The sequence below is a fragment of the Streptomyces sp. NPDC026538 genome, assembly GCF_055567535.1.
The window spans coordinates 22,212-48,311 of the sequence record NZ_JBVHQG010000021.1 but is presented as its reverse complement, the minus strand read 5'-3'; the positions used below and the strand labels follow the sequence as shown (position 1 = coordinate 48,311).

Here is a 26,100-nt window from a genome sequence, read left to right as displayed (position 1 = left end):
GCGCGCCGTCTCCTCCGGAGACATGACGCGCCGTCACTACGTGACGGAGCGTTGCACCGTCGCTCCGCGACGGTCTGTAACGCCGCTCCGCAGCGTTACGGGCTAGCTAGATAGGAAGCAGGTGCCGGCCTTCGCTGGCGTTACATAATTGTGGAGTGGCGGCATCGTTCTGATGATGTATCGTCAGGTTAGCTCTGCTGCTTTATATCTCCGACCTGCCACCTTACATCTTGGGGCTTCAATTGTTGGCGGCGAGAGTAAAGCTGACTTACGTTCAAGTGCCCTCCGGGCGCTTCTCCCCACCAAATATGTACCCATTATGTAACGCCTCGGGGTCGATACATAAATTATGTAACGGCTACTCTATGTGATATGAGTAGTGGTCTGGACCTCTTGAGTATTCAAGGCTTAAAAGAGGTGTCAGAAAACGTCTCAGCGGGATGGCTGTGCCTCCGTCTAGACGGAGGCGTACATTTCTGGTGCATTCACTCGCGTTACATAATCTATCTTCTGGTGGGGTGTTGGGGGTTCTATACCATTCCTCTTCGGATGGTGTTCTCCAAAGAGGTGAACAATTGTGTCGCAAAGTAGAATATCAGAACCTCATTAAGGGATCGTTTTTCTTGTGCTCAGGTTTCTTTGGTCAGTTCTTCGTCGCGGGCCACGCCCTCTGCGGCGCTGTACGACGCTCGCCCCCGCCAGCGGGCGCCACCGTCGGCCGGCGCCCGCTCGACAACCTCCACGTCCGGCTGGTCACACGAAGACGATGAGGTGCAGATTCCGCCTGGAACAGCCCGTCAACAGCCTTATGGGAAAGGCAGGTTACTTCTGGACTGGCGGTCCGGGGCTGGTTGGTCGGCGTGAGAAGGGCATGGCTCTTCGTCGCTCGTGCCAGCAACGAGTGGGCACCACCCGTCAGCGTCGCCGACCAGGGCACCGCACCTGCGCCGCCAACGCCCAGATCATGACGTTCAACCAACACTCCCCCGCCGACCGGTCTCATCCGTTCACCAGCACGAGCGGACGGCTCCGCCGTCCTGCTGGCTTGCACACCTCAACTGCTCTGTGCCGGCAGTAGGGTCGGCGCATGGTGACGCGACTGCGCAGACTCGAGGATCTGCTCGGTAGACGGCTCGACGAGGTCGACTACAGCATCCTGGCCGATCTGGTTGGCAACGCCGAAGCTGCCGAGAGTGAGGACCTCGACTACAAGCAGGCGCACTACGGCGCCGACGACAAAGGCCGCGAGGAACTGGCCAAGGACGTCGCCGCCTTCGCAAACCACACGGGCGGCCTCCTCGTCCTCGGCATGGCCGAGAACAAGGGCGTGCCCAGCAAGGTGTTCGACGTCGACCTGGACGACCGCCACGTCCGGCACATCCGGCAGGTCATCGCGAATAACACCGCGCCGCGCGTTCCCTACGAGACCATCCGCGTCCCCAACCCTGACGCTCCAGGCACCGGCTTCCTACTGCTCGCGGTGCCCCGCAGCACCTACGGCCCACACGCCGTGACGGCTCCTCCCACCAAGCCCTCCAAGGACACACTGCGCTTCCCGAGGCGCGGCGGTAGCAAAACTGAATGGCTCACCGAGACGGACGTCGCCACCGCCTACCGCGCTCGCTTCACGGCGGCCGCCGAACGCGACCAGCGCCTGGCCGACGTCGAGGAAGATCTCGTCGATGCCCTCGCCGACCGCACGACACCCCACCTCATCGTTACCCTGGCCCCCGAGGCACCGGGCGACATGGTCATCGACTCCGCCCGCTTCGCCCGCTACCAGGACGAGATTCAGCGCACGGAGCTTTATCTCGGCCAGGGACACCGCACCTTCACACGTCCTGCCGTCGGCCCGCGACGGCTCATCGTGACGGAACCTGCCGGCGCCCGCGCAGCCCGGGCCGAACTGCACCGAGACGGCAGCGCTGTCATCGGCCTGGGCCTCCACACCCACCAATCACGCCTGCGCGGCAACGACGTAGACCTGCAGTTCTCCGAACCCGGCGACGTCGTCTACCAGCTGCTGTGTGCTCTTCCCTTCCTCGCCAGCCACGCACGCGACCGTGCCGGAGCGAGCGGGACCGCGCTCGTCAAAGCCGCCCTCGTAGCACACATGGCGGAGCACCCCGCGCGGAGGATGGCCATCGACCTCGACCGACCGGCTGCGCTCCCCTTCCGCGTCGACCCATTGGACCCCGGCTCCGGACAGCGCGCCCAACTCAGCACCCTAACCTGCCAGTACGCCGAGGCCCACGCTGCCGTGATTCTGGACGACGTAGTCGATCAGGGTCGCGGCCTGCTGGAGGCCACCGCGGCGCTGGCCGACGAGCTGCTCCAGGCCTTCGGTTATCCCGAAACCGGCCTCATCACTCGCCTCGGTGAACTCCGTCCCGACAGGTTCAGCGTCCGTAACGCTGGGGCCGTCGCCGTCTGGGCGCGGCAGCAAAGCCTGCTGGCCTGACGACCTGCAGATACCCGAAAATTGGACACCACGCCCAACCATTCGGGATCTACTCTGCTCGGATGGCGCGTTCATGGACACGGCTGCACGATTACCTCGGCCATCCGCCCGGACCGGTGACCTACGACATGGTCGCCGAGGCCGTGCGACGGAAACTCGGCGAGAGCGACGACCTGGACTGGAAAGAGGCTCTGCCGACCGAATCCAAGGTCAAAGGAGAGTGGAACGAGTTCGCCAAGGACGTCGCCGCCATGGCCAACACCCGAGGCGGCCTCCTCGTCTACGGCGTTAGCGACACCATCGAGAGAGTCGGCATCGACCTGGACAAGGTCAACGACAAGCAGCTCGGCCAATGGCTACGTGTGCATCTCCAGCCCACTGTGAGCGGCGTCAGCTACCTCAAGCTGCCGGCGACCGATGGCAGCGGTAAGGACCTCTTGGTCGTTGACGTTCCAGCCAGCGAGATGGCGCCGCACTTCCTTTACGGATGGCAGCAGAAGGACAAGGACAAGACCACCTTCAACGCGCCCTTCCGACACCGAGACGACACGTACTACATGCCCGAGCACCAGGTTGCGCTCGCCTACCGGGCCCGCTTCGCCCGCCAGGATGCTGCTGATGCAGCCTTGAACCAGCACATGCGGCACACCACCGAGCTTGTCCTTGGGGAGTCGGAGAACCACGCGGCCGCGTGGCTGGTCGTAGCCGCACGACCCACGCGCCCTATACCCCGAATGGTCCCGGCGCTGTCGCGCGCGGAGGCGCAGGACGTCATGTCCCGGAGCTCGAAGCGGGCTGAGGGCCTGCTCGCCAGCGCCATCCCGATGCCGCGGCTACTGGGCCCGCAGCTCTTCCCTGAGCTCCTCGCCAACAATCCACGCAAGGGCCTGCGGCGCTGGGTGGACACCAACATGCTCGTCCCGGCACGGGCCACACACCAGTGTCGAATACTTGTGGAGCTGCATCACGACGGAACCGTCGTCACCGCCGTCGACCTCTCCCACAGCGCCTCGCCGTATACGGGCGTCGAGGAAGGGGACGTGCATCTGCCTGTGGCAGCGTGGGTACTCATCAGCGCCGCCTTCGAGACCGTGTCCCTCGTCCACGAACATCGACTGGCTCTGCACGCGGATACTCCCATCGACCTGCGCGCCGCCCTAGAGCCCGGTGCTGGCTTCCGCTTCATCCCCGTCGTCGTCAGCCATGGGCGCCCCGAGATAGCCGAGTGGGCACGGCAGCCGCGGACGATACAGCCCGCTCACACCGAGTTGGCTCCCTTTGCCGACGACCATGCCCTCATCGCAGCGGCTAGCGATCTCGCAGAAGGGTTGTTGCACCAATTCGGGATGGACATCCTGCCGACCTGAGAAGCTGCCGGCCCCGCCTGCCACTGCCGCTTCTGTTGGGAAGCCGACGAAATGCGGTTCGCGGGGTGACGGAATGAGCGGATCGGGGACACTGTCGCTGTGGCCGCAGCTCCCGCAGGCCTCGACCCGCGGTCCCCTCCACGCTGCCCTCGGGCAGCGTGTGAGCAACTGGTTCCGTCTGACCGGCATGAGCGTTGGGTTGCAGGACGGCGAGCGCTGGCCGGGGGCGGAAGGGGTTCAAATAGATGTGCGGCCTTGGCCCGGCCTGGTGGTCGGCGTGAGAATGGCATGGCCCTTCGTCACTCATGCCAGCAACGGGTGAGCACCATCCGTCGGCGTCAACAACCAGGTCACCGCACCTGCGCCACTGACACTCCCCCGCAGACCTTCAGGGCAGGTCGGGCCGGCCGCGGGCGGTCGTGTCAGGCGCCGATGCCGATGTAGGAGACGTAGGTGTAAGCGCCCCAGTCGGAGTCGAGTTCGGCGATAACGTCGTCCCAGAGGTCTTCCATGGCGTCCAGGTCGCTGGCGACGAGGGCGTCGACGGCGTCGTCCCAGATGTAGCGGACTTGCCGGTGCTGGATCCTCAGGTTGTCGCGACGGCGTGGCTCGTCAACAGCTGCCTGGTTGACGGGGTGGATCTCGATGCGGGTGCCGCGGCCGCCTCGGTTGAGGTGCTGCTTGAGGGCGCCGGGGTTGGCGAGCACGTTGTGGGCGCGCAGGTTCCAGTAGGCGGTGTCGATCGCTTCGAGGTTGGCCGGGCGCGGGCGCTGGGTGCCGCGGGTCCAGGCGCGGATCGTTGTGGGGGTGGCGTGGATGCCGGCGTCGGCCAGAGCCTGGGGGCCTCCTTTGGTGGTGGTGAGGTAGCGCATGCGGGCTTTCAGGCCGCGGCGGGTGCCGACCGGGGATTTGATTCCGCCGTCGATGATCAGGCGTTCGAGGGCGTCTTCGAGGGCACGGGCGAGGGCGATTTTGCCATGGACATTTCCGGGGTCGCGATCTGCCCCGTAGTTGCCGAAGTTTTTCCATCCGTCGGTCGACATCTATCGGGCGCTCTTCCTCGGCAGGGGGTACTGGTCTTTTTGTTTCATCTGGGTGGTGAGGCGGCCTTCGGTGAAGACCGTGCGCCAGTCGCCGGTCACGTGGAGTTCGTCGGTACCGCGGACACGGACGACGGCCAGGCCGTTGCTGTAGGCACGATGGGACTTATACCAGAGGTTGGCGAATGCCTGGGAACGGATGATGTGCATCCAGTCGGGTCGGCGGATGTCGCGGTTGACGCTTGATTCTCCGATGGTGGAGGTGAATTTCGAGTACATGGCTTTGATGTATTCGACGGTCACCGTGCCGTCGGCTTCGAGGGCGTTGGCGCGGGCCTCGGTCAGGACGCGGCGGAATTTTTCCAGGAGTCCTTCGCTGGCGCCGGAGGTCCAGCATTCGGTGATGTGCGGGGCCTCGCACAGGCCGAGGCGGGCGCAGCGGATGAGGAGGCGGATGGTGGCGTCGTCGAGGAGGACTGGGCCGTCTTCGCGGCGGTTGCCGATCGGGTCCGGCAGGTCGGGGTGGTGCCAGGTGGGGCGGGTGGGAAGGCGGTAGATGCCGGAGCGTTTGGGGTCGAAGCCGCCGTGCGGGTCGTGGATCAGGGCGCCGATGGGCAAGTGGGTCTTGAAGGCGGACAGGAAGCTGGCGTTGGTGTCGAGGGCGTTGACGGTGATCGGGGGGTGGGTGCCGTTTTGTAGGGCGTCCGTGAGCTGGGTGTTGGTCCAGTTGTGGCGGCCTTCCCAGATTTCATCGGCGCCGTCCTTGGTTTTCTTTCGGAGGAATTCGAGGGTTTCCGGATAGACCGTGTGCTCGTAATTTCCGCCGACGCGGGTCGCTTCGAACAGAGCCATTGCGTTCGGCACGGCCTTTTTCACCAGGGCTTCGGTCGCGGTGGCGATGTCGCCGTCGTGGTCGTGGAGGGCTTCGTCGACGGCGCGGGTGATCATGCCGGTGAAGTAGCTGTAGTCCCGGTTGGCGTAGCCGCCCTGGGGCGGGGGTGGGGCAGTAGTGCGGTGGGGCGATGGCCTGCGTCGGGCGGCAGTGTGGGCCGTCGGGGCGGGCTGGGTGGCCGTGGGGGCCGAGGATGCGCTGGTGGGGGCTTGGAGAAGCGTCTGCGGGATCTGTGCGGGGGCGGGCGGGGTCGCGGTCGGGGGCGTCTGGGGTGCTGAAGTGGGGGTGACGGGGCTGACGTAGGGATCGGTGATGCGGGCGTGGGCGAGGTCGGCGTGGAGGGTGAGGGTGGCCTGCGGGCCGAGATCGCGTTCGGTGACGGTGGCGTGGATCTGGTCGGCGTCGCGGGCCAGGGTGATGGTGACGTCGAGGCTGAGCGCGGCGATCAGGTGGGAGTCGTCGGTGTCGACGGCGGCGAGGACGGGGAGTTCGTGCGTGCGGGCCAGGTGGGCGAGGGCCTGGGCGGCGTCGGCGATCTGGGACGGGCCGGACAGCGGCAGCCGGGGGTCCTCGGTGGTCTGGAGGCGGTCGACCACGACGAGGGCCAGGCCCGGCAGATCCGGGACGCTTTCGGCGATCGCGTCGGTGGTCAGGTCGGTGCCGTCGTCGATGTAGAGCGGGGCTTGGGCCAGGTGGTGGTGGAGGGCTGCGGTGTCGTCCTGTTCGGTGGGGGTGAGGCGGCCCGCTCGCAGGCGGCGGTAGTCGACGGGCAGGTGCGCGGCGACGATACGCGCGGCGATGTCGGCGCGGGTGAGTCCGGAGGCGGCGTACAGGACGGGTTGATGCTGGTCGAGGGCGCTGGTGCGGGCGGCGGCGGTGGCGATCAGGCTGGATCCGGCGCCCGGGGCGGCGGCGACGAGGTAGAAGCGGCCGGGCTGGAGGCCGCCGAGGACGTCGTCCAGGGCGCGGATGCCGGTCGACAGGCCCATCAGGGGTGTGGGTGTGGTGGATTCCCCGGTGGGGGCGGTGGTCGGGAGGACGGTGTCGAGGGCTTGGGCGAGCGCGGCCAGGCGTCGCGGGGTACGCGGCGCAGCGATGGCTGGTGGGCCGCCGGCCGGGAGTGCGGGCTCGTGACCGGTGCCGGGCATCGCGGGAGCGAAGGCCGGCGGGCTCGGCTCGGACGGGGTCGAGGGTGGTGCTGGGAGGGCGGTCGGCGGTGTGACCGGGTGCTGGAGTACGGGATCGGCGGGGGTTGGAGCGGTAGCGGCTGGCGAGCCGGTGGGGGCGGTCAGTGGGGCTGGGGTGGTGCCGGGTGAGGCGGGGGGCGTATCGGCAGGTGCAGGCGTGTCGTGGGCTGCCGGTTCCGGCTGCGGTTCCGAGGACATGGTGGAGGCAATGGCCGCTTCGACAGAGGTAGTTACCGTCGCAGGTGCGAGGTCTTTGGCGGCTTCGTCTGCTGGTGTGGCCGGAAGGGGGTTCTGGACTGTCTGCAGGCCCTCGGGGGGTGAAACGGAGTCCGGGGCCGCTGTGTCAGGCGCGGGCTCGGCGTGAGGTGCGGGCGGGGCGGGGGTGCCGTCCGCGGCCGCGGCGATCAGTACGGCGACGGGGGTCTTGTGGCGGCACAGCACCTGGGGGTGGCCCTGGGCGCCGTACTGGACCAGATCCCCGAGCTGTCTGCGGGCGTCCGCAATGCTGTGGGTGGGGGCTTGGATGAGGTCCCAGCCCAGTTCGGTTGCGTGGGCGGGGGTGGTGAGCAGAGCGTGGTGCGGGCCGCGCGTCAGGGGGGTGGGGTGCCCTTGGATGGCGGCGTCGATCAGCTGCTTGAGTGCGTTGCGGGCCCCGTGCAGCGTCGCAGGGCGGGTGCGCGCCAGGGTGTGTGGTGTTCCCGTGTCAGGGGTGGTGGAGGTTGTTTCCCGCTCGTCCAACAGGCCCTCAGCTGACTCGGGTTGACTGTCCTCGCCGTGTGGGCGGTCGGCGTTTTCAGGGAAACTCAGGGGCCAGTGGCCCGCCCAGCGCGGAGCCGGGTCGGACGGCTCCGTCGAGGCTGCGGGCGGGGCAGTGGGGGCGGAGTTGTCCGGCACGGCCGCGCCGGAAGACGCCTCACCGGCGGTGTGGGATGAACGCGAGGAGGACACCCGGGGACTCCAAGAGCAGAAGCGGTAAGCGGGTTGCGAGGGACAGGTCGGGCAGTGGGCCGCCGAGGGGGTGCGGAGGACCGTGCCGTCAAAAATGTAACGCTGCCACCCAGCCTAGCTGACGGTACATAATATTCGCCCGAAGTGATGTAACGTCCGCCGCTGAATTATGTAACGCTATGGTCGGGATCTCGTGTGATCACGGGGCCTGGTCCTGTCTCCGGAGGGTGACGGTGCTCCAGGCCCTCAGCTCGGGGCCGTCAGGGATGAGCGGCGGCCCGTTCCATGGGGTGACAGGTTCCGCCCTGGCCTTCAGCTGAGCGCGGAGAGCGGCCTGCTCGACGGGCTGCGTTTTGTCTTTCGGTCTCGTCCTCGGGCTCATCGTCAGGAGCACACGCTGGAGACTCGGTCGCCCCCGAGCCGACGCGCTCGGGGCTGGGCTCTGGGCGGCCGCGCATGACTACTCCCCGTAAGCCATCACAGCGGCGGGGCCACCAGGTTGCTGCTCTAGCGGAAGGACAAATTCGGGATCCGGCGACAGGTTCTGCCCGCTCCTCCCCGCGATGATGCTCAACTCCCTCTGATCGAAATGGAGTACGGAGTACGGCTATTGCGCTAGGCTCGCCATTCATCGCGCCCCGTACGGGCACGGTTCGGGATCGCCAGGTCCGGCCAAGGCCGGAATCGCACCCTGATGCCTCCGTACGCGGCCGGCCCAGGCGCAGGCCCGGCTACGGCCGGGATCCGATCTGGCCGGGAGCACAGGAAAACCCTGTGCACCCTTCCACGTCACGGACCGGGTGGCACGTGCTGCTCCGGTCCTGCCGACCGAAGGCAGAAACTCCGATGGACAGCACGGCCAACATGGTCCTGCCCACGATCCCCGAGCGGGCCCCTACGGACGCCACTGAGCACCTGCAGAAGAACATCCGCGGTTGTCCCGCCGTCTCCCAGGCGGACTGGACTCCGGACAACGACGGCAGCGCGATCTTCGCCCGCGCATGCGTGGAACCAGGCGCCGTACGCCCGCTGTTCCCGGCGGACTTCGCCGGCACCGGGGAGGAGCTGGGCTTCCTCAACGGGGGCGTACTGGCCGGTGTCCGGCAGGTCCTCGCCCCCAGTACCCGGCTCTACACTCTCGATCTCCTGCTCGTCTCCAACATCCGGGACCTGGAGCAGAGCGACTACAGCGGCGCCGAGGAGATCCTCGGCGCACGGCCCTTCCCCGCTGCGACCGCACCGGACAAGACCGCAGTCCTGGAACTCCTGGCCTCCGGCCCGCAGGCGCTGGACTGGACTGCGGCACGGCAGCGGTGGGCGCTCGAGCAGGTACGGCTCAGCATGTCGGGCCGCTCTATCGCAACGGTCACCACCGAAGGCCAGCGTCGACCAGCAGACGTAGCCCTCGCCCGCGTCGTGGACAGTTCCGGAAAGATCTTGGCAAGGGGCCTGCTGGTGATCGACGGCCACGGCCGGGTCGCCGCCAAGCAGGACGCACTGTGTCGGTTCTGCCAGGAAACCGATCTCCCCTATGACCTCCCGGCATTCACGACCCTGCCCGCCCAGGAGCAGATCCTCATTCTGGACCACCTCGGCGCGGCGGTACGCGCCGCGCGAGCCGCGCTGAACGAGACGGATGGGTCGTCCGGCACCGTCGACTTCACCGTCCGGTACAAGGGCCGGGACCGGGAGGTCAGCATCCCGGCCAGGCTCGCTCTGGAGGCGGTGAACAGCTGGACCACCACGGCCTCCGTGGTGGTCGCCGGTTACCAGGAGCAGGAGCGCGCAGACTTCTCCGCGTCCATCACCCGGCGCTACGAGTCGATCCACAACGACGCCACCTCGCTGCCGGGCGGGACCGGGGCGGCGCGGCTCGCGGAGCAGGCCGTGGACCAACTCGCCGACGCCGGAGTCCTGGATGCCGTCCCCGGTTACGGCCGGACGATCGCGCGGTACCTCAAGCTTCCCTCCGGCCGCCCCGCCGGACTGGAGCTGGAGTACCTGGCCCTGCTCGCGGTGTGGGCGTTCAGCCGGAGGACGGCCGCCGCCCAGCGTGTCTACGAGGCTCTCGGCCTGAACGGTGGCGCCGGCAGCCCGCAGGTGCACAACAGGGGTGAGGTCGTCGCACACCTTGTGCGGCGTTGCCTGCCCCGCGCGAAGGCCGAATATCACGCGGCCGCGGCACAATCCTTGCTGGTTGGTTCGAACAGCCTGCCCACGGAGCCCGTGCAGCGATCGTTCCACGAAGTGATCGACGACATCACCGGCAATCCGACGCCGCGGCTGCGGACGGCAGCTCTGGCCGAGGCGCGCGTCCGCACGCTGATCGCGGCAACCGCCAGCGGGATTATGCAGGCCGCCTACGGCTCCCAGGCCAGCACCCGGCCACGTGGCCAGGCCAGTGCCTTCGTCAACCGCATGCTCACCGACGGCGCCACTCCGCGAGCCGCATGGGGCCGACGCCAGGCCGAAGCCATCGTCACTACCTACTGGCAGTTCCAGGGTGCTGTCATCCCGCCCCAGGTCGTCCAGGACAGCCCGCCGCCGAACGGCACCCGCTACGAGCCGGTCACCAAGAACGGCGAACCGGTGCCCGCCACCGACAAGTGGCTCCGTCATGCCTGGCAGAACCGGCGCCCTGGGAAGATCATCACGAATGATCAGCACGAGACGAACGTCTCGGAGCAGCTGGCCCTCGCTGATACGGCGCTGACCGCCTACGCGCTCCACCTCGGCCCGACCGGCACCGTGACCCAGCAGTGGCTCGATGGCACCCGCAACCAGCTCTTCGACCTCACCGGCACCGTGAGCCGCCTGCGCGCCACCTGATCTCTGGCCACACCCCACCTCCGGTCCGGGCGTCTGCTGGCCGTCCCGCCTTCCTGCGGTCCATCGGCTGCGGCAGACACCCGGGCCGGACATCGGGCCACCGATGAACACAATCGAGGAGCCATGGCCGGGCCAGACGGCCTTGGGACGACACGAACAGCCCGGGCCCGGCTGCGGCAGCTCGTGGACGGCGGAGCCGCCATCGCCTGTGCTCTCTCGCCCGTACAGCGGGCCCCGGCATCGTCCGCGGTGCCGCCGGCGCCCTGAGTGTCAGCGCGACCGGCGGATTCTCCGGTCGATCCAGCAGCGCTGACCCGGCGCAACTGATGGCCCCGGTCCCCCACCCCAGGCCGGGGCCACCCATTTCCATCAAGGCGCCTCGAAGAACGGCAATCCGACGGCAGCGAGCTTCGTCTGAAGATTGATGTCTCTCGTGGCCACATAGACCGCAGAACCTGGGTGCCGGGACTGCAACAACAAAGTGGAGGCCACGAAGCGGTCATCCGGCACGTCCAGGTCGAGCCAGTTCGGCAGGGTGTCGCTCTTGGGTTCGATGTGCTCGAAGATGGCGTGCACATCGCCGGCCACCCGTACGCCGCGCAGCACGTTGCCGTTGGTCCGCAGCCCCTTCAGGCGGCGGTCCGCCTTCTTCGCGGCGTCCCGGAGATCCGGGGTGCGGCCGGCGAGCTTCTTGTCGTCCAGTTCCCGCAGGACCACCGGGAACAGGTGGACCATGTACCGCTTGCCGAGCACGGACGTGTAGATCGCCACGTCGGGGTCATCGAGCAGCATGTTCGTGTCGACCGTGACGCGCACCGGCCATTCGTCCTCGGGCAAGAGCTCGCCCAGCTTCCGGAGCGTGGCCGCCGCTTCCTTGATCTTGTCGGCAGCCCCTTCGATGGTGGCAGGAATGGTGGTGTCCCGGGGGCGCTCAAGCCAGCGCTGCAGCAGGGCAACGCTCTTATCGAGGCGCTTGGTGACCTCCGGCGTCGGGTGTGGGAACAGGAGCCGGAACAGCGGTTCCCATTCCCGAACTCGCCCCAGCAGCTCCATCCTTCGGACTTCGAGTTCGGGACTGCTGGGTACCCAGCCCCACTTCGGCGCTCCGAAGTGAACAATGCCGTTGGAGTGACGGTTCGGATCAACGTTGCGAATCTGTGAGTCCGCGAGGACCTGCAGGAAGTCCGCTTCCATCAGGTCCAGGTCCGCCCGGAGGCGATCCAGGTACGTCGGCGGGGCAGGTGTGGAGGCCATCTGCCGATAATGCCGCACGCCGCTGACAAGCCCTCCCGTCAGCGCGTCGAGGCGGCGACGGACTGATGCAGAGGCAGCGACACCAACGCGCAAGCCCTGCTCCCTGCAAGGCCCGTACGCCTGCGGTGACATGGGCGAACTCCACGGCGGACATTCGGCTCGCGCAACAGTTGTCGCAGGTCGGCGCATCACGATTCTCGGTGCGGACGATGGCCTCGATCGCATAGGCTCCGGCGGCATGGCCGCCGACAGCATGGTTCAGCTCGTCTCCTACCTCACCGCACAGCAGCCGTACGACATCGTGGGCACGCCGGAGAGCGAGTGGGTCGACTTCAAGAGCGTCCCTCCCGACGGGCCGTACGACCTGAGCACCCACAAGGGCAAGTTCGAACTCGCCAAGGATGTCGCAGCGTTCGCGAACGCCGGCGGCGGTCTGATCGTGTGCGGCTTCAAGGCGAAGAAGCGGCCGAACGAGCTCCACGAGGTCGTGGAGAAGGTGACGCCCTTCGACAAGAAGGTGGTGAACACCGACTCCTACAAGGACGTCCTCACGGAGTACGTACGCCCGCTGCTCAAGGTCAAGTTCTTCTGGTACGACCACCCCCAAGGCGACCCGGAGGCGGCCGGGCACTACTTCGTCCTCGAGGTACCGGCGCTGCCTGAGTCCGAGCGGTGGGCACTCGTCACCCGCGGGATCAACGACGACGGCCAGTTCATCAAGAACAGCTGGACCATCCCGATCCGCAACGGCGACACCACCGCTTTCCTCCCGCCGGATGAGGTGTACCGGCTCGTGAACGACGGCCTGCGCGTGCGACATGGCCGACCTGGCTCCGCCGTGCCCGCTCCGGCCGCGGACCGCGTCAAGAGCCGGGAGGACCTGCGTGCCGCACTGGGTATGGAGGAGACGCCGGTGCTCTTCTTCCAGAGCGTTCCCGATCACCCGCGCGGCCTTGTCCCCGGCATGTATGCCGACGGTGGTCTGCGGGACGTCCTGGACAAGCAGGACACGCTCCGGGACGCCAATGCCTTCAACTGGGCTTCTGTGTACAGGCGTCCGGAGCCTCGCGAGGGCGGTCTCCTGCTGGCCGACGCTCCCCGTCGCGGGCTGCTGGTCGAGTCGGACGGGGCGGTCACTGGGGCCGCGTCGGCGACCTCGGAAATGCTGGGTTGGGCCATGGAGCGCTACTCCGACGGCGGAGCACGCAGGATCAGCGTGTTGGTGCTGACCGAGATCACGCTGGAGTACTTCCGCTTGGTCGACCGGCATGTGCTGCCGCTGGTCGACGGCTCATGGACACATCGGATCGTCGCCTCGGACTTCACCCAGTCGCCCGGACGCGTACTCGCCGCTGGTGATGACCCGGCCTTCCCGTTGCGGGGTGCTCCGCAGCCAGCTACGAGCGATGACTGGAACCACAGCTGGCAGGCCCTGGGCGATCCGGAACGCGATGCCTACGAAGCACTACGCCACATCTACGCGCTCTTCGGTCTCGATGTCACCGTCAACCCGTTCGTCGACGCGGACCGCGTGAGCACGGCCAAGCTGCTGGCGAAGAGGTAGCGGGCTCCGGCCCGGTCGCCCTGACCGGTTGGCGCACCATGATGCCGGCGCCCGTTGAACCACGCGGTCCCAAGCCCGGGGGCCCGGGGATGTGGTTGATCCCCGGGAGTTTCGGTGTTGCAAGCGGGTCGACTGGGTCAACGCCGCGAGGGCCTGCTCTGCCATCTGGACGCCCATTGTGGCCGCGATGGTGGTACCGGCCTCCAGGAGCTTGTCCTTGAGCTGGGTGGCGAACTGACACAGGCGGCCCGGCTCAGGGTTGTCGGAGGTCGCCTCAGTGTGGAGGTCCTGGGCGACGCGCTCCAGCTCGGCTCGGTCCGCCTCGGGCATGCCCAGGGTGGTGCTGACCTGGCCGATGTACCCGGCGAGCTGGGCGAACAGCGTCGGGTCGACGCTGTCGGTGTTGGTCTGGGTGAAGTGCTGCTGTTCGCCGATGATGACGCTTTTGGCGTTCGGCATGTAGTTGTTGTACGTGGCGCCGGGGCGGGGCTGGTTGATGTGGTCCTGCACGCTTCCTCCTGCCAGGGCGCAGCTGACGCCCTGGGGTGTGATGGCGACTGTGGCGGGGTCGGTGTCGATGAGTTCGATCAGCTTGTGCTCTACCAGGTGGGCGAGAGCCTGGTGCAGATCGTCGCTGGAAATGGGGGACCCCGGCGAAATAAGCAGCAGGCGAGGTGAGGAAGAGGGCCGGGTCGGCGGGCTGCTGGTTGCCGGCGGTGTCGAACAGCCACCGCTGGAAGGCGTCCATGGTGCAGCGGAGACGAGCGGCGCGGTCTGTCCGCAGCTTCTTCAACCGGTGGATCGCGGCGCGTCCGGCGTCGGTGAGATGCACGTGGGGCATGCCCCCATAGGCGCGCAGCACTTTGACCAGGTCGCCTTTCTCCAACTGGATGGCAAGCACCAACGGGTCCTCGCCATCCAGTTGCTGTTCCTCCACGAACCGGGTCACGTTGACGTAGCTTCCGGAACTGAGCTGGGCCTGCTCCTCCAGCCAGAGCAGGAGCCGGGACAGGACCGGGGCGCCTTCGGCGGTGTCACGGCCGGGCAACGCGCCTCCTTCTGCAGACGCCTCCGTCTGGATCGGCACGCGGATCGGGTTTCGCCGGGCCGCGCGTTCATAACCCTTGGCGATCTCCTTGAGGTGCTTCTCGATCGCGCGCTGATTGAGGGAGTTGCGGGCCACATTGCCCTCCTGTCGCAGATGACTCTGTGCCAAGGCTACGGAGAGGAACTGACAACGAGAGCCGCGACTGATCGGCACGTCGCATCATGATCGTTTGTGGTGTGGTGCGCGGCCGCGAGTGAGGCCACCGGCCCGGCGGCGTCCCCGAGCGGGTCTGACCGGGCACAGCAAGAGCCTGTTGGCCTGTCCTGCCGCCTTCACGAACCACCGATCAAAGCATCGCCGTGCTTCGGCGTCTGCAGTACACAAACAGGAGCGGACGGCTCGTACGTGCTCTTTACACCGAACCGGGTTGCTCTCACCATCAATGGCCTAGGGGTGCGGCCGGCACATGCCCGCCCATCGACCTGGAGGGGGCCGGGATGGGTGTGTTATGGAAGCTGGAACCGGCGACAGCCGCCAAACACCGCCTGTACCAGCGTTACTTGGATGCCTGGTGGCCCATTCTGCTGCAGACGTCCCAGCGCACTGGTTATGCCCGCCCCCGCGTCACGCTCCTTGACGCGTTTGCCGGTCCCGGCCGCTATCAGGACGGCGAGCCGGGCTCGCCCGTCTTCATTCTTGAACGTCTGCTGAACCACAGCGCGGTCGACCGCATGCACCTCAGTCCGCGGCGTGTGCACCTGATCTTCATCGAGAAGGACCCTGCCCGGCACAAGCATCTGATGGGCGAACTCCACGCTCGCTTCGGGCCGTTGCGGGACCTGCCGGTCCACCTCGAGGTCCAGCGCGGTGACGCCGGCACCGACAGCATGCCCCTACTGACCCGGCTGGGTGCCTGGGGCCACCCCATCCTCGGTATCTTCGACAGCTGGGGCAGTGTCAATGTTCCGCTGGATGTGATGAGGCGCATCGCCCGCAATCCCTCCAGCGAGGTCGTCACCACCTTCGGACCCAACTGGTTCAGCCGTCGCGAGAACCTCAACCCGGATGTCCTCGACACAGTCTTCGGCGGCCGGGCGTTCTGGGCGCCCGCTGATGCTGAACTGCGCCCCGACGAGCGGTGGCGCGTGTGGCTGTCGACCTACCGGGACGCTCTGCGCCGGTCGGGCTTCCCGTACCAGCTGCAGTTCGAGCTCGTCCCCCGCACCGGACAGCCTCTCTACCTCGTCTTCGGCACCGGCAGCACGGCCGGCCTGAAGGCGATGAAGGACGCCATGTGGAAGGTCGACGACCGGGATGGAGAGAGTTTCCGCGACCCGCGCACGCGCGGGGCCGTCCCTGACGGCCAGATCGACCTGTTCCAGGCGGCTGGGCTCGCCGACACCGAGCTTCTGGAACTGGTCGCGCAGCGCCTGTCGATGGGACCGGCGACGGTGGAGACGGTGGGCGAATGGCTGCTGGCCGAGACCTCGCGCTGGCTGCCGAAGCACGCCCTGCAGGCCATACGGGAGATGCGGCAAAACGGTCAGGTGACCCTGCTCTCCAGTGGGAAACTCACGACGAAGAGCCAGGTCAGCCTGCCCGCCTGAAACGGCACCCGTCCAGGGGCATTCTAGTCCGCGGATCAGACGTGGACGCGTTCCTCGGGGTATTCACGGACCCGCAGAGCGGCAGGGAACTGGCTGATCTCCTTGTGTTCCTTGCCCCAACGGGAGCCGAGCTGCTTCACGAACGCAGCGCAGCCGAACTGCCGGGACCTGGCCACCACGTCCGCCGCCCAGGCCAGGTCCATGGGACGGGCCCCCGGCCCGGATTCGCCCCCCACGATCACCCAGTCGATGCCTGTCAGATCCAGACCGCTCAGCGGGCCGAGCAAGGGCTCGCACGACAAGAACCTCACCGCGGCCGGCACCTGGCGCAGATCCTCGATGCGGGGCAGCTCCTTCGCGCTCTCCACCGAGACCCCCATCCACAGATTCGCCGGCCATTCCAGCCGCCCGGCAATCTGCCGCAGGCGTCGGGCACGTTTGGTGAGGACCTGGTAGGTGTGCTGCGGCGTCTCAGTGATCACCTCGAAGACCTGCCGCACATAGTCGAGTGGCACCCGGGCGTGGAACAGGTCGCTCATCGAGTTGACGAACACCGTCCGCGGGCTCTTCCACCCGTACGGCACCCGCAGGGCGTCCGGATGCAGCGTCAGCCCGAAGCCCGGCCCGGACGTACGCGGATCACCGTCGGCCTGGTACTTGGCCGAGCCCATCGCCTTCAGCCGCTTCGCCAGCGTCAGCGCATAGCAGTGATCGCATCCGGCGGAGATGCGGTCGCAGCCCGTCGTCGGGTTCCACGTCGCCTCGGTCCACTCGATCGCGCTGCGGTCACTCACTGGCCGGCCCTCCATCCCCTCGAACCGCGCCTCACGTCGGCGGCCCGGTCAGAGCCGCTGCATCCCCAACGACGTGTCGCATCACCGGACACCGGCATCCAACCACCTGGTCGGCGCACTGTAGCCACTAACTCAATAATAGAACGTTTGTCTTAATTTTTGGAGATGGTGGGCCAGTGCAAACCGGCCACCCTGCCAACGGTCGGCAAGCGGTTCCGGCTTGTTGACAGCGTTTCCTGACGGCCCGAACCTGCTGCACAGTGTCCGGGGCCCTGCCGATGCGCACGCTGCGGGCGGGCGCGTGCCGGGGACTGCTCATCCGCGTCGGCGGCCGGGCTGTGCCCGGGTCTGGACGGTGTGGTCGGCCAGGTGGGCGAGGACGGCGTGGTTGGCCTCCCAGCCGTCGGCGACCTTGGAGGCGGCTCCGGGGTGTGCGGGGTCGTTGGAGGGGTGGGCGTCGAGGAGTTCGGCGATGCCGGCGCGGGCCACGACGATGCAGGCGTGGCGGTGGCGTGAGGTGAGGACGCACAGGCGGCCGGCTTCCAGGTGGAAGGCGGAGGCGTCGCCGCGGCCGGAGAGTGGGTGCAGGACGATGATGACGCGGAATTCGCAGCCTTGGAGTCGGTTGGCGGTGTCGACGGTGACGCCGTGGAGTTGGGGGTAGTGGCGGGCCAGGAGCGCGCGGATGTGGTGGGCCTGACTGCGGTGGGCGGTGCCGATGGCGATGTCCCCCGGCTGCAGGACGTGGCCTTCGGGGTTTTCCTCGCAGGTGGTGATGGCACGCCGGGCCAGCAGCCGCTCGGCGATGCGGAGGACGGCCTGGAAGGCTTCGATGTCGTGCTGGCCGGTGATGCGGGCTGGTAGTTCGAACAGTGCCCATCCGGTTCGGGCGGCGTGTTCGATGACCTCGTCGGTGGGGGTACGCATGCCGCGGATGGAGAACGTGAGGGTGCGGTCGGCTTCACGGCTTCCGGCGTGGAAGGGCGTGAAGGGGTAGAAGGCGTCGCTGATCAGGGGGACGGCTGAGGGCGGCAGGCGCCAGGACACGGGCAGAAAGTGGACGGGCAGGTCGCGGTTGTTGCCGAGCAGGACGGCGACCGCGCTGGTCATGGGGTCATGGGGCAGGCCTTGGAAGCGGTCGGTCTCGACCGCGGAGAAGGGGTCGAGTTGGCCGGGATCTCCGACGAAGAGGGCCCGGTCAAAGAGGTTGGCGGTCCACAAAAGCCTGTCGGAACGCATCTGGTAGGCCTCGTCGATGATCGCCCACGGCCATCGGCGGTCGGTGACCGTGGCCCATTTCATGGCGGTTCCCACGATGACGTCGGCCGTCTTCTCGAGGGCTTCGATGCGGGTAGCGATACGGATGCCGGGATGTGCCTGCAGATCGTGCGGGACTGAGTGTTCCGTTGCGGTGAGCCGGGCGGTGCGCAGATGCGGGTGGTGCCGGGCGAATCGTCGTACGAGTTGGTCGACCTGGCTGTTGGTCTGGGCGATGACGGGGCAGGGGGCGCTGGACTGCGCGAGGGCGTCGGCGGCTCGGGCGACCAGGGTGGATTTGCCGGCACCAGGCGGGGAGTGCACGACGATTCCGCGGTGGGTGAGCGTGGGCAGTTGCTCCAGGATGGCGCGGGCGGCCGTATCCATCTGCTGCTGCGGCGAGGGCTGGTGGGGAGGTGTCACTGTTCTTCCTCTCCCTCGCCCGCGCCCGTGTCCTCGTCGCTGTCGTCCGGATGGTCGGCAGGAGGCCCGCCATGGGTCCAGGGGGTCTGTTCTCGTGAGGGAAATTCCGGCATCCGGTAGGAATCCGGTGCGATGGTGAACACGAGGAAGGCACCGGCTTCGGGCAGGACGTCGTAGGTGGGACGGTGGGCGTGTCCCATGCCTGCGATGATCTCGAGTTTGACGAGAGTGGCGCCGTCGGCGGGAGTGATCTCGCAGATCTTGTAGCCGACCTTGCAGTAGGCGTGGCAGGCCAGGAGCTGGCCGGGTTCCATGCGCAGCGGGTCGGAGGTGGACACGGTGAACCGGGGCCGCCATTGTGGCCGTCCGGTGGGCCCGCGCAGGGTGTGCTTCGAGTCGATCGCGGTGACGGTGCCGCCGAAGGCTTCGCCGGTGGTGCGCAGTTCGGCTCGTGCGAAGGGGTCGTCGGCGGTGCGTTCGGCGGCGAAGGCGGCTGCTGCGTGTTCCATGTGGGCCAGGCGGACGGCGGCGGCGACGGCTTGGTCGCGGGCCGGCCGGGAGCGTCCGTCCTGGGCCAGGTGCAGGCATTCGTCGGTGAAGGCGGTGCGTTCGTGGTCCCAGCGGCGTGCGGTGCTCTTGGCTTCGGGGAGGGCCTGCAGGAGTGCGTAAGCCTGCCACATGAGGTCCCAGGTGGGCTGCAGGTAGGTGGCCAGCAGGCGGTCGAGTTCGTGCAGGGTGCGGGTCTGCTCCTGGGCCAGGGCTTGGCGCCGGGCGCGGGCATAGGCGTCGAACAGGGGCGCCAGGTGGTCGTTGTCGAAGGCGGCGTCGGTGACCGGTCCCGCTGGGCGGTGGGTGGCCGGGTCTTCTGCTGCCAGTGCGGCGTCGCGTCCGGAGGCTGCGTGGCGGGGCGGGTCGATCCAGGCCAGCAGGGTGGCCAGGTCCTCGTCCTCTAGGGGGCTTTGGCCGCTGATCCAGTGCATGCCGAGGAAGCTGGTCATGGGGATGAGGGCGGCTGAACCGGCCAGGTCGGCGCGGTCGGTGAGATAGGTGAGCCAGTGTCCCAGGCGCTGGACGGCCCGGGAGCCGGGATGGTGGTCGTCGGTGCTGCGGAACCGCAGATCGGCTCCGAGGTCTCTCAGGTGCTGCACGGTCTGGGGGTTGGGGACGAGGATCTGGGGGGCGTCGGTGTAGCGGCGGCGGGCCGGCTTGCTGGAGGTGGCGGGCAGGTGTTCGCTGTGCCGCTGGCAGGCATCGATGTAGGCGGTGACGGCGTCTGCCAGGGAAGCGAGCATGGGAGTGGTGCTGCCTGAGGGCGGGGCGAGCAGGAGTTGGGGGCGGTGCGGGTCGGTGCCCAGCATGACGGCCAGCGGCCGTGCGGCGGGCCCGGTCTGTTTCAGGGCCAGCAGCATCAGTGGCTGGTCGCTGAGGTGGAGGTGGCGCAGTTGGCTGGCGCGTTGGGCGTTGCCGCCGAGGCTCGTCATCTGCGCGCGCACGCCGGACGCCTGCCCCGGCTCGGCGGCCTGGTCAAGACGATGAGGCATCAGGGCCTGGACGTCGACTTCGCCCATGAGACGACGTCTTTGACCGGGGTTCGCGCCCAGGCGAGGGCGTCGGTGAACCAGGTCTGCCGGTCCAGCTTGCGGCACTGGTCGGGGCTGAGATAGCCGAGGGCGGCGTGCTCGAGGAAGGCCAGGGGAAGCGGCCCGCGTACGCCCAGGCGGCGGGCTTCGACAGCTGCGGTCACCACGGCCTTGCCGGATGCGCGGTCGGCATGGCGGTAGCGGTCCAGGAGTTCCGGGGCGGCCGCCAGGCGCTGGCACAGTTCACCGTTCGCGCGGGCCTGGGCGGCTGCCTGGGTCCACTGGCCGTCGCCACGGGCCTGGTCCTCGAACCGGTTGAGCCCAGGGGTGTCGAAGACCCTGGGCTGGTGGACGGTACGGGCCAGATCGAGCAGAGAGTTGATGTGCCGGGTCCGGCCCTTCATCTTGGGGTTGGATCCGGGCGCGCCGAGAGGGGTGGGCCACATGGTGGCCAGGACGATGACCGGGGCGGGCGGCTGTTCCAGCAATCCGAGCAGGTCCTCAGCAGCGCGGTTGCCGTCCGCCTCGGCGAGCAGATAGTGGGCGTTGTCCAGCCAGATCACCGTGGGAGAGGCAAACACGTTGCTCTGAAGGCAGGAGCGCAGTCCGGCGGCGGACTTCGGATACAGCAGCTGCCAGTCGGGCACGCTGGCCGTGACCGCTTCCCAGGCCGAGCGGGTCTTGCCGGTGCAGGAGTCCCCGCGCACGACGACCATGCCTGCACCCTTGTCGGCCACCGTGCGCAAGTGGCTGCGGAGTTCGCCGTCGTGGTCCCGTTCTATGTAAGGGGGCAACTTCATGCCGTCGTGCTCCTGGACGGCCCGGTGCACGCCCAGGCGGTCCGGCTGCCAGGCGGTCACCGGGCGGGGCCTTGCGACCAGCGCGGGGGCCTCGCCGTTCAGGGCGGTGCCCGGGCCGGCCGAGCGACCGGCCAGCAGGCCGAGTTTACTGACCGCCGCGCGGATGTCGGTGAGGGACAGCCGGCGCTTGCCGTTGATGACCTGCTGGGTGACCCACTGGATGCCGGTCATGATCGCCTGATCATCGTGCTGCAGACCGGCGGCCTGCATCAGGCGGGAGACGAGCTTGCGCTGGAGGGGCTCCTCGCGCCCCAGATCGAACTCCAACACACTCAGAAGTCTGAGGAGTTGGGCCTCATCGAGCCCGGCGTGGGCGGCCCAGCGGGCCCGCGCCTGTCCCCGTTCCGAGCGGGGGCCCTGCTGGTCTGCCCGGGGCCGCAGCAGACCGGTTCGCGCGTCCCGGCCTTTCAACAGGACGTCCGCGGGATCTGACGACCGGTTGGTTAGCAGGGCCAGTTGGACTTGCTCCCCGTTCCGGGTCAGGGTCTGCCAGGAGCGGGCGATCTTCTGCAGGATCGACAGTCCGCCGTCGCCGCTCGGTTTGAACAGGTACTCCTCCCCCACCGCGGTCGACGCGTCCGCCGCGTACTTGACCTGCGCGTAGCGGGTCGGTTTCCCATCCGCGTAGTAGTAGACGACGTCATCCAGATTGCCGGCCCCCGTGACCTCGACACCGACCGCCACCACCGCGCCGCGGACACCGTCGAGCGCGTCCTTGTAGGCTTGGACGCACCCCTCCCACACGTACAGCCACTGATAGGTGTCCCCGGCCACGCGCGCACCCGTGGCGCTGGGAAGAGGAAGAGCCGGCACCCGCACCCCTTACGGACGAATCCGCCCAGACGGCGGAGCCCTCAAGCCTACGAGGTCTCACCGACATGGGTTCTACGCTCACCCAAATCCCCCGCCCTGAATGACTTCCCGGCGCCACGGGCCAGCCCTCGTCGAAGGCAGCGGTGCCAATCGCGCTTTTCGGCCGGGGCCACCGCGAACCCAGCGATACATGCGGGGATCACCTCGCAGAGCCGGAAGGCTCAGACCGGCCGATCGCACCCCGCGACGCCTGGACATCGGCACGGATCGCTCGAGAGCACTGCCCGAGACGCTTTCCAGGCAGGCAGGGTCTGAGATCGCACTCCGAGCCCTTGGTGCGTGATTAGTACGCTGTGCGTACGCTATAAGGGCCCGATCCGTACGGATAGTTGCTCGATCCGCTCGGGGGCCAGCGTCGCTGCCCTGCTGCGTTGATTGCTGACTACCCCGGGTCGAAAAAGCAAGGCAGCCAGTGCAACCAGACCGAGCGGTGGTGGCGGATCCAGGACGCCCTGTACAGCCAGACGTGGCGCCCTGCACAACGACGCGGTCACCAAGGACTTCAAGTACGACCGGGCCGAGGCGGAGACACTGCTGGCGATGACCGCCGCACTGCTGCGGAACGTGCCCGGCACCAGCGCGTGACGAGCGGCCCGCGCCCTCCCCTGCGACCGAAAACGAGGACCGCATGGCAATCGAGCTGCGACGGACGCGGCCGCCCACTCGGATTCGTTCTCACTGGCGGCACACGCTTTAGCGGGTGCCCCTCACCGGGGAGGTCGCCGCAGACGGCGACCGGTCGATTCGATCATGGTAACCAGAGGGGGAGGATACGGCGCGGACCGGGAAGCATCATGGAGGGATGACCGATAAGAGCGAGCTGGCGGCATTCCTGCGATCACGCAGGGAACAGTTGAAACCTGAACTCGTGGGGTTGTCTTCCTCTGGCCGGCGGCGAACCCCCGGGCTGCGGCGAGTGGAGCTCGCCATGCTCGCCGGCTTGAGTGTGGAATACCTGGAACGGCTGGAGCAGGGCCGGAACCTCAATCCCTCCGTCGCGGTGCTCGCCGCTCTTGCCCAGGCACTGCGGCTCTCCGATGACGACAAACGGCACCTTGCGATGCTGGCCATGAAACGGCACAGCGCCGAGCTCTGGCCGGCTCCCCGCCCGGTCAGTGATGAGCCACGCCCGACGGTACGTGTACTGCTGGATCATCTTGATCCCACCCCGGCGTTCCTGCTCGGGCCGATCTGCAACGTTGTGGCATGGAACAAGGCGTGGGAAACCGTGGTCAAGCCGCTGGGAGTGCTGGATGAGGACCCTCCCAACTTGCTCCGCAATCACTTTCTGAACCCCCGGGGGCGCCGGGTATTCGCCGACAACGATTGGGCAGCTGCTGCGGACGAGCTGGTCGGCTGGCTGCGCTCCGCCCAAACGGACTGGGGCGAGGACAACGAGTTCCGTACCCTGGTCGACGAACTGGGCACGGTTCCCGAGTTCGCGCGCCGATGGGCTGCCCACCCGATCGCATACCAGCAGTCAAGCGTCAAACGTCTCTTCCACCCCGATGCCGGAGTCCTGCACGTCGCTGTCGAGGTTCTCCGCGTCGGAGAGGCCGACCACTGGCTCCAGCTGTGGCTGCCCGACGAAAACACCACGCCCGCCATCAATGCACTTCTCTCCGCACCCCTCGACATCGCCCCGTCGCGCTAGCACTCCGGGCCGACGGCATACCGCGAGCAGGCCACAGTGCAGCCGCTTGCCCAACCCTGAGCAGGTCAGCGCCGGCGCGCAGTCCCTTGCCCGTCGGCTCTCTGCGTCGGCGCATCAGTGAGGAAGCCGGCTTCCACGCCGGGAACCGGATCGCACCGCTCATCACGGCCGCTGTTGGCATCGCCGACTGGAACAACGGCGGATTCCTCACATTCATGGCGCCGGGCGCCGCAGGGAATATGCGAAGCTGCTGATGCTGCGGACGTTTGCGGCGTAGACATCGGGCAGCGCCACACGGAAGAGGGTCTCTCCGACGTGGGGCAGCCCCATGTTCATCCAGCCCACCGCCCGGACGCCCGCCGCGAGCAGCTTGCGGTAGTAGTCGAGTCCCTCGTCCCGCACCGGGTCGACCTCGTTGACCGAGATCACGTGCGGCGGGAGCCCTTCCAGGTCGGCGCTCGTGGCCCGGGAGGGCCAGCAGGTCGCCTCGTCGGAGTTCTCCGAACCCGGGTCGTAGATCTCGGCGAGTACCTGCATCATGTCGCGCTCGAGGACGTACCCGTCGTAGTCGGCCAGCGATGGCAGCTCCTCGCCGTCGTGGGCCCACTTACCGTAGATGTAGGGGCATTGGGCATACACCCCGGAGATCGTGGAGAGGAAGCCCTCCCGTTTGGCCTTGATGGTCAGCGCGAGAGCGAGGTTCGCGCCACCTGACTCGCCCGATACCACGATGTTCGACACCCCCAGCTCGGCGGCATGCGTAGCGGCCCACTGCAAGCCGACTGCACAGTCCTGGAGGCCGGCCGGGTACGGATGCGGCCCGAGCTTGCCCGCGCCATTGCGGAACTCGACACCAATGACGACCAGGCCGGTAGCGGCAAGTTCTTGCCGCCAGCGGGTGTAGCCGGCGCTTGTGGCCCCCGTGATGACCATGCCGCCGCCGTGTATGTGGTAGAGGCACGGCAGCCGGCCCTCTACGGTCTCCGGACGGGTCACGTACAGCTGGATCTGATGGCCATCCGCTGCCGTGACGGTGTGCGTCTTGGTTGTGACGCCCTCGACTTCAGGTAGGCCGGCGTTCATCGTGTCGAACATCGGCTCGGAGGCGGATTCGGCAGCGACGGCGAAATGCAGAAGCTCCGCACGTGCGGAATGGAAACTCACCGGTGGCGCCGGCGCCAACTGGTCGAGCCCGAACGGCGCCAGCGCCGCTACGGCACCTGGATGCACCTGGGGATCGGTCTTGAGCGAGCGCTCAGGGGCACCAGGACGTCTCAGAGCGCCATCGCGAAGCTCCCCGGCAGATTCAGCCGTCACGGCCGACTCCTTCTTCAGGAAATGATGAGTACGGAATGCGGTCCAGGCATGAGACACCTGCGCGCTCGCGAGGTGGGGGCGGGACGGGCTCGCCCCCACGTGCCGCCGCACAGGATCATTCGTTCGCCGAAGCGGTCCTCACAGGCCATGGCTGTTGTCAGCCTTCCTCGGAAATCCGCCCGGGCTCAGCCCTTGAACAGTGCGCCAGACCCTGGGACTGAGGCGTAGGCCCCGAGCGCGGACAGCACCTGCCAGGACGTAGCGGTGGCAGCAGTGATGACTGGCAGGTCGACGGCGGCTTCGGCGGCGGGAATGGCCTCCAGTGACGGCATCTGCACGCACGCACTCAGCACCACCGCGTCGGCCCCGCGCGTGTCGAGCCGACGCGCAATGTCCGGCAGCTGTCCCTGGTCGAGGCGCCCGACGGCGAGGTTGTCGTCCACCTCCAGACTGATCGCATCCTGGACCTCGATGCCTTCTTCCTCGATGTACTCGACTACGCGTGCGGTGAGAGGTTTGAGATACGGGGTCACGAGGGAGACCTTGCGGGCGCCGATGTGGTGCAGCCCGGCAACGAGAGCCCCTGCGCTCGACACGACGTCCACGGCTGCACCCGCCTCCGCCGACGTCTTGGTGAGCCGCTTTTCGATGTCACGGTGGGCGCCAGGGCCCTGAGCCATGATGGCGACCAGACATGCGTAGGCCATCACATCCACGGACGCATCGGCCAGTTCGACCGTCGCGCGATCGGCGTCCGCGTTCATCGCGGCGAGCTCGCTTTCACTTACCGTCTTCATCCGCATCCGGCTGGAGTGGAACGTGAACCGGTCGCCGGTTGTGGCCGCCACCCGGCGCAGCACCTCGGGAACCTCGGTCTCCATCGTTGTGTTGGAACTCGGCACCAACAGTCCCACGCGGTATGAACTCATCGATAGTCGCCTCTCGTTGTAAGTGTGGATCGGCACTGGTGGTCTGTGCTGCGACGCACAGATGACGCCGCTCATCGGACCGCGCGTGAGTCGCCGGCAAGACCACCGCCCGACTCGCGCGGACGAGAGGTGGTGAATAGGGCATCCGTTGATTTCGCCGGCACCCGGGATTGTGGATCCCGCCCGGCCCGCCCGATCACACCGGACTGTCTCCTT

17 protein-coding genes are annotated in these 26,100 nt (G+C 67.7%); 7 read left to right on the top strand and 10 right to left on the bottom strand.

Going from position 1 to position 26,100, the window contains the following annotated elements; translation table 11 throughout:
- The first annotated feature begins 1,087 nt into the window (after positions 1-1,087).
- Positions 1,088-2,461 (top strand): AlbA family DNA-binding domain-containing protein, encoded by a 1,374-nt coding sequence (locus ACZ4N4_RS45050; protein WP_467600318.1) that lies wholly within the window; start codon positions 1,088-1,090, stop codon positions 2,459-2,461.
- A gap of 62 nt (positions 2,462-2,523) precedes the next feature.
- A complete protein-coding gene (locus ACZ4N4_RS45045; RefSeq protein ID WP_467600315.1) occupies positions 2,524-3,828 on the top strand; it encodes an AlbA family DNA-binding domain-containing protein in 1,305 nt (434 codons plus the stop codon).
- 422 nt (positions 3,829-4,250) lie between these two features.
- Here the strand turns inward: ACZ4N4_RS45045 and ACZ4N4_RS45040 are convergent, their stop codons facing one another.
- Together ACZ4N4_RS45040 and ACZ4N4_RS45035 are read right to left on the bottom strand one after the other, a co-directional pair.
- Entirely contained in the window at positions 4,251-4,871 is a 621-nt protein-coding gene (locus ACZ4N4_RS45040) for a hypothetical protein (protein WP_467600312.1), read from the bottom strand.
- A complete protein-coding gene (locus ACZ4N4_RS45035; RefSeq protein WP_467600309.1) occupies positions 4,872-6,908 on the bottom strand; it encodes a DnaB-like helicase C-terminal domain-containing protein in 2,037 nt (678 codons plus the stop codon). It lies immediately after the preceding gene.
- A 1,833-nt stretch (positions 6,909-8,741) separates the two neighbouring features.
- Between ACZ4N4_RS45035 and ACZ4N4_RS45030 the strand changes: the two genes are divergently transcribed.
- Positions 8,742-10,724: a hypothetical protein gene (locus tag ACZ4N4_RS45030; RefSeq protein ID WP_467600306.1), complete on the top strand. Its 1,983-nt coding sequence runs from the start codon at positions 8,742-8,744 to the stop codon at positions 10,722-10,724.
- A 369-nt stretch (positions 10,725-11,093) separates the two neighbouring features.
- On the opposite strand, the gene ACZ4N4_RS45025 is transcribed toward ACZ4N4_RS45030, so the two are convergent.
- Entirely contained in the window at positions 11,094-12,071 is a 978-nt protein-coding gene (locus ACZ4N4_RS45025) for a PIN domain-containing protein (RefSeq protein ID WP_467600303.1), read from the bottom strand.
- Positions 12,072-12,216: 145 nt separating this feature from the next.
- On the opposite strand from ACZ4N4_RS45025, the gene ACZ4N4_RS45020 reads away from it, so the two are divergent.
- Positions 12,217-13,542: an AlbA family DNA-binding domain-containing protein gene (locus ACZ4N4_RS45020; protein ID WP_467600300.1), complete on the top strand. Its 1,326-nt coding sequence runs from the start codon at positions 12,217-12,219 to the stop codon at positions 13,540-13,542.
- Here ACZ4N4_RS45020 and ACZ4N4_RS45015 read toward each other — a convergent pair.
- Positions 13,444-14,052 carry a hypothetical protein gene (locus tag ACZ4N4_RS45015; RefSeq protein ID WP_467600297.1) on the bottom strand — a complete coding sequence of 203 codons (609 nt, stop codon included), beginning with the start codon at positions 14,050-14,052 and terminating at the stop codon, positions 13,444-13,446. The two genes, ACZ4N4_RS45020 and ACZ4N4_RS45015, sit on opposite strands and share 99 nt — an antisense overlap.
- 130 nt (positions 14,053-14,182) lie before the next feature.
- Between ACZ4N4_RS45015 and ACZ4N4_RS45010 the strand changes: the two genes are divergently transcribed.
- Both ACZ4N4_RS45010 and ACZ4N4_RS45005 read left to right on the top strand, forming a co-directional pair.
- Entirely contained in the window at positions 14,183-14,815 is a 633-nt protein-coding gene (locus ACZ4N4_RS45010) for a hypothetical protein (protein WP_467600294.1), read from the top strand.
- A 272-nt stretch (positions 14,816-15,087) separates the two neighbouring features.
- Positions 15,088-16,197, top strand: coding sequence for a three-Cys-motif partner protein TcmP (locus tag ACZ4N4_RS45005; RefSeq protein WP_467600291.1), 1,110 nt, complete (start codon positions 15,088-15,090; stop codon positions 16,195-16,197).
- A gap of 35 nt (positions 16,198-16,232) precedes the next feature.
- Here the strand turns inward: ACZ4N4_RS45005 and ACZ4N4_RS45000 are convergent, their stop codons facing one another.
- The 4 genes from ACZ4N4_RS45000 to ACZ4N4_RS44985 all read right to left on the bottom strand — a co-directional run bounded on the left by ACZ4N4_RS45000 (position 16,233) and on the right by ACZ4N4_RS44985 (position 21,924).
- Positions 16,233-16,991, bottom strand: a complete 759-nt coding sequence (locus tag ACZ4N4_RS45000) for a DUF5131 family protein (protein WP_467600288.1) — start codon at positions 16,989-16,991, stop codon at positions 16,233-16,235.
- A gap of 315 nt (positions 16,992-17,306) precedes the next feature.
- Complete coding sequence (locus ACZ4N4_RS44995; RefSeq protein ID WP_467600285.1) at positions 17,307-18,671, bottom strand: AAA domain-containing protein; 1,365 nt, start codon at positions 18,669-18,671, stop codon at positions 17,307-17,309.
- Positions 18,668-20,239, bottom strand: a complete 1,572-nt coding sequence (locus ACZ4N4_RS44990; protein ID WP_467600282.1) for a hypothetical protein — start codon at positions 20,237-20,239, stop codon at positions 18,668-18,670. Before ACZ4N4_RS44990 ends, ACZ4N4_RS44995 begins: the two co-directional genes overlap by 4 nt.
- Entirely contained in the window at positions 20,212-21,924 is a 1,713-nt protein-coding gene (locus ACZ4N4_RS44985) for a hypothetical protein (protein ID WP_467600279.1), read from the bottom strand. Before ACZ4N4_RS44985 ends, ACZ4N4_RS44990 begins: the two co-directional genes overlap by 28 nt.
- A gap of 862 nt (positions 21,925-22,786) precedes the next feature.
- On the opposite strand from ACZ4N4_RS44985, the gene ACZ4N4_RS44980 reads away from it, so the two are divergent.
- Positions 22,787-23,638, top strand: a complete 852-nt coding sequence (locus ACZ4N4_RS44980) for a helix-turn-helix transcriptional regulator (RefSeq protein WP_467600276.1) — start codon at positions 22,787-22,789, stop codon at positions 23,636-23,638.
- Positions 23,639-23,851: 213 nt separating this feature from the next.
- On the opposite strand, the gene ACZ4N4_RS44975 is transcribed toward ACZ4N4_RS44980, so the two are convergent.
- Positions 23,852-24,955 carry an alpha/beta hydrolase fold domain-containing protein gene (locus tag ACZ4N4_RS44975; RefSeq protein ID WP_467600273.1) on the bottom strand — a complete coding sequence of 368 codons (1,104 nt, stop codon included), beginning with the start codon at positions 24,953-24,955 and terminating at the stop codon, positions 23,852-23,854.
- Positions 24,956-25,140: 185 nt separating this feature from the next.
- Complete coding sequence (locus ACZ4N4_RS44970; protein WP_390644640.1) at positions 25,141-25,884, bottom strand: maleate cis-trans isomerase family protein; 744 nt, start codon at positions 25,882-25,884, stop codon at positions 25,141-25,143.
- Positions 25,885-26,100 lie beyond the last annotated feature (216 nt).